Source organism: Streptomyces silvisoli, from assembly GCF_029269905.1.
Lineage (GTDB): Bacteria > Actinomycetota > Actinomycetes > Streptomycetales > Streptomycetaceae > Streptantibioticus_A > Streptantibioticus_A silvisoli_A.
Genome location: NZ_JARJBC010000059.1, coordinates 1 through 1,595 on the forward strand (window position 1 = coordinate 1; position 1,595 = coordinate 1,595).

Here is a 1,595-nt window from a genome sequence, read left to right on the forward strand (position 1 = left end):
GAGGGCTGGCTACCCGTTACGACAAGACACCCGAGAGCTACACTGCCGGACTCCACCTGCGCGGATCCATCCTCTGGCTACGCAGCCTGCCAGCCCTCGCGTGATCTCAACTCAGAACACCCCCTAGAAGACTTCGCCGCCTCGGAGTTGGGCCAACGCTATCCGGCGATTCTGCGGACCTGGCGGGCCGCCTGGAGCGAGTTCACCCCCTACCTCGCGTTCCCGCCGGAGATAAGGAAGGTCGTCTACTCGACGAACCTCATCGAGTCGATCAACGCTCGGCTACGGAAGACCACCCGCAACCGAGGGCACTTCCCCTCCGAACAGGCCGCGTTGAAGGTGCTCTACCTCGCGGTCCGCGAGCTCATCACCCCCAAGGCGCGCGACATCAACCAAGTCGCGCCACACTGGAAGAAGGCACTGAACCAGTTCTCACTCTTCTTCGAGGACCCGGCTCAATGAACGGTGAACCCATGGCGCTTACACGAAGTCACTGACACGTCCGGGAAAAGGGCGTGACGTGCGGTTTTCCGGTGGCGTTGTCACGATCGAAGCGACGTACGGGCTGTCGCAAGCTTGGTCGCGGGTGCGAGTTGCCCAGGAGTCGCGGGACGCTGGAAGCCGGAGTCGCGGTACGCGTGAGGGCGCTGTTGGTGACGGCAGGGGCGCAGGCTCTGATCCTACTCTCAGGTTGACGTGAGTGAGGGTTGGAACTGGCCTTTGGGGTTGTGCAATCAGCCGCTGCGGTTCTCCAGCCAGTCCTCTGCCGCGTCGATCGTGGGAAAGTCTTCCTCGCGCAAGGTGTAGTGAAGGCCGTTGGGATCGACCGTCTCGACCAGGACTCGGTACGGTGTTTCGACGGCGTCGGGGTGGGTGTCGTGCAGCAGTACGGTCGTCTGGGGGGCGGCGGCGGTGTCGTCGGTGTAGTGGTCCAGCACTTGGTACCGGCCGGGCGACGTCCGCAGCTTTGCCTCCAGCGCAGTGGTGGTCTGATCGGTCGGAACGGCTGCGGGTGCCGAATATTACGTCCGCGCAGATCAGGCCGCATGAGCGTACTCGTGGAGGAGGCCTGAAGGACTCTGTTGCCTAATTGGTCGTCAGGTGGTGAGTGTGAGGCCGAGGCGGGTCAGGTGGCTTGTGCGGTCTCGGTCGAGTGGGTTGCCGGTCCACCAGGCGTCCAGGCGGATGAGGTTGACAGCGGTGGCTGCGAAGACGTGGGCAAGGTGGGTCTTGGGCAGACTGGTATAGCGGCTGTGGCGGATGCCGGTGACGGCAACCGCTTGATGGATGGTGCCTTCGATCCCGGCGCGGACCGCGTAGCGGTCTTTCCATTCGTCAGTGGTCTGCTCGGTACGGTGCGGGTGCCGGAAACCCCATCCATGGCCTGTGACGTGCAGGTTCTTGCGAACGGCCGATGGTCGCCGTGTGGGCGTGGCGGGCTGCTGGATCGTGCTGTTGCGACTGGCCTTGTAGGTGCCGAGAACCACATCCGTGCTGGTCATGCGGCATGTTCTCGAGGCGGGCGAGGCGGTCTGGATTGGAGATCGGCTGGGGGAGGGGCCGCGGGAGTGTCGCTGCGTTGAGTGGGCGCTGGG

At 64.3% G+C, this 1,595-nt stretch carries 3 protein-coding genes; 1 reads left to right on the plus strand and 2 read right to left on the minus strand.

Features of this window, described 5'->3' with window-relative positions:
* Positions 1-462 (plus strand): transposase (locus tag P3G67_RS35660; RefSeq protein ID WP_391858425.1); only part of this gene is annotated, 462 nt, incomplete at its 5' end.
* A 272-nt stretch (positions 463-734) separates the two neighbouring features.
* Here the strand turns inward: P3G67_RS35660 and P3G67_RS35665 are convergent.
* On the minus strand, positions 735-938 hold the full coding sequence (locus P3G67_RS35665) for a hypothetical protein (RefSeq protein ID WP_276097224.1): 204 nt from the start codon (positions 936-938) through the stop codon (positions 735-737).
* 159 nt (positions 939-1,097) lie between these two features.
* Positions 1,098-1,502, minus strand: coding sequence for a transposase (locus tag P3G67_RS35670; protein ID WP_276097225.1), 405 nt, complete (start codon positions 1,500-1,502; stop codon positions 1,098-1,100).
* Between the last annotated feature and the right edge of the window lie 93 nt (positions 1,503-1,595).